This window comes from Pontibacter sp. BAB1700 (genome assembly GCF_000277005.1).
In the GTDB taxonomy this organism is placed as follows: Bacteria; Bacteroidota; Bacteroidia; order Cytophagales; family Hymenobacteraceae; genus Pontibacter; species Pontibacter lucknowensis.
The window spans coordinates 21968-28558 of the sequence record NZ_AKIS01000083.1; the positions used below are offsets into that span (position 1 = coordinate 21968).

A 6591-nucleotide genomic window follows, 5' to 3' on the forward strand; every position below is an offset into this window, starting at 1 on the left:
TTTTAGCAATTTCACAACGTCATACTATGTTTTCCGTAATCATATCGCTTAGCTTTGTACTTATATCGTATACAAACTATACCCTCCCATAAACATGAAAAAAATCTTCTTTTACCTGATCGGATTTGTCATTCTGGCCTCTCAATCTTCTTGCGGTTACAACACCATGGTGCAGAAAGATGAGACCGTAGAAACCGCATGGGCCAACGTTCAGAATGCCTACCAGCGCCGTGCTGACTTGATACCAAACCTGGTGAATACTGTAAAGGGTGCTGCCAATTTTGAGCGCGAACCCTCGAGAGCGTGATCAATGCCCGCGCCAAAGCAACCAGCGTACAGCTCAGCGCCGACGACCTGACGCCAGAGAACCTGCAGCGCTTCCAGGCTGCCAGAACGAACTGGGTGGTGCCCTGAGCCGCTTGCTCGTGTCTGTGGAGCGCTATCCTGAACTGAAGGCAAACCAGAACTTCCTGGAGCTGCAGGCACAGCTGGAAGGCACCGAAAACCGCATTTCGGTGGAGAGGCGTAAGTTCAACGAGGCCGTACAGGACTACAACACCACGGTGCGTTCCTTCCCTAACAACCTGATGGCAGGCATTTTCGGCTTTGAGCGCAAAGGTCACTTCCAGGCCGACCCAGGTGCTGAACGAGCTCCTACGGTGCAGTTTTAAAGTATAGATTGTTGATTGTTAGTTGCTGATTGCTTTCCCTGCGAGAGTAAAAACAATTAACAATCAGCAATAAACGATCAACAATTCAAGTCATGCCTAAAGATACCATAACCGAATCGGATGAAAAGGTCATCATGGAGGCCATTCAGGAGGCGGAGCGTAACACGTCCGGTGAAATCCGTGTGCACATAGAGAACAACTGCGAAGGCGATGTGCTCGACCGTGCCACAGAAGTGTTTGCCCAGCTCCACATGCACCTGACCAAGCAGCGCAACGGCGTGCTGTTTTATGTGGCCATCAAAGACCATCAGTTTGCCGTATTGGGCGATGCAGGCATCAATGCCATCGTACCCGACCACTTCTGGGAAGACATTACCGCCGAAGTGATCTCCCACTTCAAAAAGCAGGAATACGCCGCCGGTCTTGCCAAAGGCGTTATCATGGCGGGTGAGCAACTCAAATCACACTTCCCGTACGACGACAAAGGCGACCTAAACGAACTGAGCGACGACATATCGTTCGGAAAATAACGCACCATGAAACGATCCATTCTGTTCCTATACCTTACTTTGTTAAGTACCCTGGCGGTAGCCCAGAGCGATGATTTCCCGCCAAGGCCCAACCCACCTCGATTGGTAAACGACCTGGCCGGCATTCTGAGCCAGGGCGAAATACAGTCACTGGAACAGAAACTGGTCAATTACAACGACACCACCTCTACCCAAATCGCGATTGTCACCATCAAATCCATAGGCGACTATGACGCAAACCAGTACGCGGCCGAACTGGGTGAGCGGTGGGGCGTGGGCGGCAGCAAGAACGACAATGGCTTAGTTATACTTGTAGCGCTCAATGAACGCAAAGTGGCCATTCAGACAGGCTATGGCATGGAGCACATTATACCTGACGCCATTGCCAAACGCATTACCGAGCGCACACTCAAACCAAATTTTCAGCAGGGAGAGTTTTACAAAGGATTGAATGAAGCGACGAACCTGATCATTAGCCTGGCCAGCGGGGAGTACCAGGCCGATCCGCAGGCCAGCCAGGGCGAAGGCGAAGGGCCGTCACTGATGGCCATTATCCTGATCGTGATCGTGCTGGTATTCGTTATGTCGCGCTTTAAGGGTGGCGGCGGCAGAGGAGGCCGCGGTGTGCGCACACTCGGGGGACCTATCCTGGGGCCAGGTTCTTTTGGCACTTTCCGTACTGGCGGCGGCATGTTCGGCGGAGGAGGTGGCTTTGGCGGCGGGGGCGGTGGCTTCGGCGGTTTTGGTGGCGGCTCTTTCGGCGGAGGCGGTGCCAGCAGCAGCTGGTAAGCTGCTATACCCGCAGGTTTCCGTCGGGTTATTACCTCAACACTGCCCGCAACATACTCGTACAAGCGGTGTTGCCATGAACATATGATTCTGGCTTTCTTATCGTTACAGAAAGTATAGCTCCCCAAAAATTAGTACCTTTGCAAGTGGAGGGGAATCTGCGCGCATGAAAATAAACAACGGAAACATAAAATCGAAGGTCGTTATTGGCTTTACACTGGCGCTTTCGGTGGTGGTTTTTGCCATATACCTTACATATAACAGCTTCACCCAACTACTCAGCTCCGTCAATGTGCTGGCGGAGCCAAATGCCAAACTAGCCAAGCTACAGCACACCCTCGCTGACATTGCCACAGCAGAAAGCGCTATCCGGGCTTATACCCTCACCACTGAAGACAAGCACTTCCGGGAGTACCTCGACAACCTGGGCAACATCAACAGCCAACTCGACTCGCTCTGCTCGCTCATGCAGGACAATCCGGCCGAACTGGCTCAGATCGACTCGGTGTCAACCTTGCTGCTGGCTCAGAGAAAGAGCCTGGAGGAGCACGTGAATAACAAAAAACAGCAGCGCGGCAATAACGCCTATACCGATAAAGCGCTGAAACAGATTGCCTCAGCAGCCTCCCGGCAGCCTGCCACTACCACGATCAACCAGCGCACCAAGACAATCATATCAGACAGGCTGACCTACAATACGGACTCCGTCACCAGCAGACCTGCCCAAAGCGAGAGTAAAAAAGGTATATTGCAAAAGCTCTTTGGCAAACGCAACGAATCCAAACAGCAGGAGCCGCCTCAGCCTGTAGTGGTTCCACAACTGAATGTAAAGCAGGAATATACCGCCGATACCAGCAAAGCAGTCCCAACCAACATGGCGTCCATTGCCAAAGTGCGCGTTGTGCTTAAAGATGTGGAGCGTGAGCTACAGCAGCAGCAGGATGCCATAGTAGCCAAAGAGCTGGCACTCCTGCAGCAGGACAAACAGATCATGGACCAGGTTCGCCGCATGGTATACGACCTGGAACGATACGAGCTGCAGCAGGCTCGCCTTAATGCAGCACAGGCTCAGGAAGTTGCTAAAGAAACATCGCTCGTGCTCTTGCTCGTCGGGATATTCGGTTTGGCCAGCGGCATTGCTTTTATTCTCATCATCCTGCGTGACCTCACCCGCAGCAGCAAGTATAAGGCTGAACTGAAGCGCTCCCGCAAAGAGGCTATACAGCTGGCTCGTGCCAAAGAGGCCTTCGTGGCCAACATCAGTCATGAAATTCGTACACCGCTCAACGTAGTGCTGGGCTTCTCTGAACAACTGGGCCATACCCAGCTACAGGAGCAGCAACAAGAGCACCTGCAAGCCATTCACGGCGCAGGCCAGCACCTACTGCACATCGTAAACGATGTGCTGGACCTCTCCAAACTAGAGGCCGGCAAGCTGCATCTGCACATGGCCCCTTTCGAAATGAAACAGCTCCTGACCGAGGTGGAGCGGACATTCCGACTCAAGGCCAGCACCAAAGGTATAGGATTTATATGCACCACAGATAACCAGTTGAGCGGCCATCTGTTGGGCGACTCACTGCGGCTGCGGCAAGTGCTTTTCAACTTAGTGGACAATGCCATCAAGTTCACCCACGACGGGGAGGTACAGGTACGCTGCAGGCTTAAGTCTCAGCGCCGTAACCGTGTTGTGGTGCTGATCGAGGTTTCTGACACAGGTATAGGTATACCAATGGAACAGACCGCGCATGTGTTCGGGGAGTTCAACCAGGCCGACGACTCGATCATCCGGAAGTATGGCGGCACCGGGCTGGGGCTGTCTATCAGCAAGAAGCTGGTGGAGATGCAGGAAGGCTCACTTACCCTTCGCAGTGTACCTAACGAAGGCACCACCTTCAGCATTGTACTGCCGATGCAGCGGGTAGCTGCCCCTGAGCTTGAGGCTATACCTGAGCCTCAACTCTCTGCCACCGATGTACTGGCCGGTAAAGCCGTGCTGGTGATTGACGATGATGCCTACAGCCGCACCCTCTGCCAGCTGATACTGGGCCGCAAAGGTATGCAGGTCACGCTGGCTAACGATGGCCAGGAGGCGCTACAGCTGATCAAGGAGAAGAGCTTTGACATCGTACTCACTGATATTCAGTTGCCAGGCATGAGCGGGAAGGCCGTAGCCAGAGCCATCCGGAAGGAGAACGCTACTATACCGATCATGGCCCTCACGGCCAACATCATGAGCAGCAACAAGCGCTTCTTTGCCAAAACAGGTATATCAGAACACTTGCTCAAGCCTTTCACGGAACAGGACCTATACCTGAAACTCAGCAAAGCTCTGTCTGCTCAGGCTATACCCGAGGCAGCGCCTGCACTTGAGGCGACAGTTGAAAAGGAAAAGAGCGTAAAAACAGCAGGTATAGCAGATGCTCAGGCTATACCCATACCTCCAGGTATAGCTGAGATGCAAAGCACAGCTGATAAAGCCGAACCAGAAATTGAAATCAAAGCACAACAGACAGACGAGGCTATACCTGCTACTTATACCCTGGATGAGCTACGGGCTTTTGTGGGAGAGGATCAGGAGGCGCTGTGGGATATTATGGAAGTACTGATAGCAGATAACCGTCGCTCTCTTGCGCAGTTGGAAAGCGCAGCCGCCACTGCGGACTGGCAACAGGCAGGTGAACTGGCGCACAAGATGAAAACCGCTTTCCGTCATTTGCAGGCCCATACCGTGCTGCCGGCTATTGATACGCTCGAGCAAGTATTGCACCAGCCGGGCTTGCCAACCGACAGTCTGCCTGCCACAGCTACAGCATTGCAGCACGAGGCTACCCTTGTGCTCACAGCGCTCGAAGCCGAACTTAGCAAGCGTAAAAAGCCCGCAGAAGCTGCCGCTTAGGCCTCAATGTTGTACTGCCGCATTTTGTTGTAAAGCGTCTTACGGTCGATGTTGAGCAAACGGGCTGCTTTGGATTTATTGTACTTCACCCGCTCCAGCATTTCGAGGATCAGTTCCTTCTCGCTGCGTTCGGTTGCTGTTCGCAGATCCGTCACCGGCATGGCCACTTGCGTGGCATCCGGCTGCGCCACCATGTTGGCTGGCTCCGGTATATGGTAGGCGATCTCGGGTGGAAGGTCGTCGAGGCTGATTTCGCCGCCCTTGGCTAGCAACACAGCCCGCTTCACCACATTTTTTCAACTCCCGCAAGTTTCCCGGCCAGCTATACCTTTCCAAAGCCATGGCTACGGCTGCATCAAAACCTGCTATGTTACGCTCCAGTTCATGATTGGCCACCTGCAAAAAGTGGCTGGCAAACTGCATGATGTCGGCTGTGCGCTCGCGAAGTGGGGAGATGTTAATTTTGAACTCGTTGAGGCGGTGGTACAGGTCTTCGCGAAACTCGCCCCGGCTCACAGCCTGCACCAGGTCTTCGTTAGTAGCCACAATGATGCGCACATCCACATCGAGGTCGTTGTTGCTGCCGATCTTGCGCACTTTGCGCTCCTGTATGGCCCGCAGCAATTTCACCTGTATTTCATAAGATAGGTTACCGATCTCATCCAGAAAGAGTGTGCCGCCATTTGCTGCCTCAAACTGTCCTTCCTTATCGCCCATAGCTCCTGTAAACGAGCCCTTTACGTGCCCGAACAGTTCGCTCCCGGCCAGCTCCTTCGATAAAGCACCGCAGTCGATAGCTACAAAGGGCTTGTCGTGTCGCTTGCTGCGCTGGTGTATCTTGCGGGCCACATATTCTTTGCCGGTACCGCTCTCACCCTCTATGATCACCGACATGTTGGTAGGCGCTATCAACGCAATGTACTCTTCTAACTGCGCCGACTGCGGACTGGCACCTTTCACAAAGGTAAAACCGCCCTGCGCAGGTATAACCGGCTTCGTAGCAACATTGCCTTCGCGACCGTATGTCAAGGCCTTTCGAATGGTCAATAGAGTTTCGTCTGGATTGATTGGCTTGGCAAGGTATTCGAAGGCACCCATTTTAATAGCTTTCACAGCCGTGCGGATGTCAGCGTAGTGCGTCATCAGGATGACGGGCACCTGGGTATCGAGCACGCGAATCTGCTCCAGCAGCTCCAGCCCGTTTTTGTCGGGCAGCCTGAAGTCGGTCAGGATCAGATCAAAGGAATCGGCTTTGAGCTGACTGAGGCCTTCACCTGCGGTATAGGCAGTTTTGACCTCATACTGCTGGCGTTTCAGGAACGTACTCAGCATCAGGCAAAAGGTAGGATCGTCGTCGATTAAGAGTATTCTGGGCATAATCTTCAGCAATATACACAACCGTGGGACAGTGGGGAAATTTTGCCCTTAAATTCGTACTCCGGCGTGCATTCCGACTGTTTACCGAAAAGCAGCTGCTAAGGTTGGCATAAAACAGAAAAGCCCCCGCTGGGCGGAGGCTCGTTCCATGATATTAGGGTCGCTAATATCTAATCTATGTGGCTTATTTTTGGTCGCGGATAATGTTACCTTGTTCATCAATGCGAACTTTCGCGCTCTGCTGCTGCTCGTTGGTGAAGAAGATCTCATACATTGTTTTGGCACCCTGGCCTGCGCATTTGCCTGTGCATTGGTATTCTGCGCA

Annotated in this window: 5 protein-coding genes and 1 pseudogene; 4 read left to right on the plus strand and 2 right to left on the minus strand. The window is 53.0% G+C overall.

Features of this window, described 5'->3' with window-relative positions:
* The first annotated feature begins 94 nt into the window (after positions 1 to 94).
* The 4 genes and pseudogenes from O71_RS10495 to O71_RS10510 all read left to right on the plus strand — a co-directional run bounded on the left by O71_RS10495 (position 95) and on the right by O71_RS10510 (position 4889).
* Positions 95 to 671 (plus strand): annotated as a pseudogene (locus O71_RS10495) (LemA family protein).
* A 92-nt stretch (positions 672 to 763) separates the two neighbouring features.
* The gene (locus tag O71_RS10500; protein WP_007656365.1) at positions 764 to 1201 is read left to right on the plus strand and encodes a TPM domain-containing protein; all 438 of its coding nucleotides are present in this window, start codon (positions 764 to 766) and stop codon (positions 1199 to 1201) included.
* Positions 1202 to 1207: 6 nt separating this feature from the next.
* Positions 1208 to 1990: a YgcG family protein gene (locus O71_RS10505; RefSeq protein WP_040574157.1), complete on the plus strand. Its 783-nt coding sequence runs from the start codon at positions 1208 to 1210 to the stop codon at positions 1988 to 1990.
* Between the two features lie 166 nt (positions 1991 to 2156).
* Positions 2157 to 4889, plus strand: a complete 2733-nt coding sequence (locus O71_RS10510; protein WP_007656367.1) for an ATP-binding protein — start codon at positions 2157 to 2159, stop codon at positions 4887 to 4889.
* Here the strand turns inward: O71_RS10510 and O71_RS27240 are convergent.
* A complete protein-coding gene (locus O71_RS27240; RefSeq protein ID WP_369750907.1) occupies positions 4886 to 4978 on the minus strand; it encodes a helix-turn-helix domain-containing protein in 93 nt (30 codons plus the stop codon). The two genes, O71_RS10510 and O71_RS27240, sit on opposite strands and share 4 nt — an antisense overlap.
* Positions 4965 to 6266: a sigma-54 dependent transcriptional regulator gene (locus tag O71_RS10515; protein ID WP_007656369.1), complete on the minus strand. Its 1302-nt coding sequence runs from the start codon at positions 6264 to 6266 to the stop codon at positions 4965 to 4967. The genes O71_RS27240 and O71_RS10515 overlap by 14 nt, the downstream gene beginning before the upstream one ends.
* Between the last annotated feature and the right edge of the window lie 325 nt (positions 6267 to 6591).

Coding starts and splice junctions, on each gene's coding strand:
- O71_RS10500 (WP_007656365.1), top strand. CDS start 764: ATGCCTAAAGATACCATAACCGAATCGGATGAAAAGGTCATCATGGAG.
- O71_RS10505 (WP_040574157.1), top strand. CDS start 1,208: ATGAAACGATCCATTCTGTTCCTATACCTTACTTTGTTAAGTACCCTG.
- O71_RS10510 (WP_007656367.1), top strand. CDS start 2,157: ATGAAAATAAACAACGGAAACATAAAATCGAAGGTCGTTATTGGCTTT.
- O71_RS10515 (WP_007656369.1), bottom strand. CDS start 6,266: ATGCCCAGAATACTCTTAATCGACGACGATCCTACCTTTTGCCTGATG.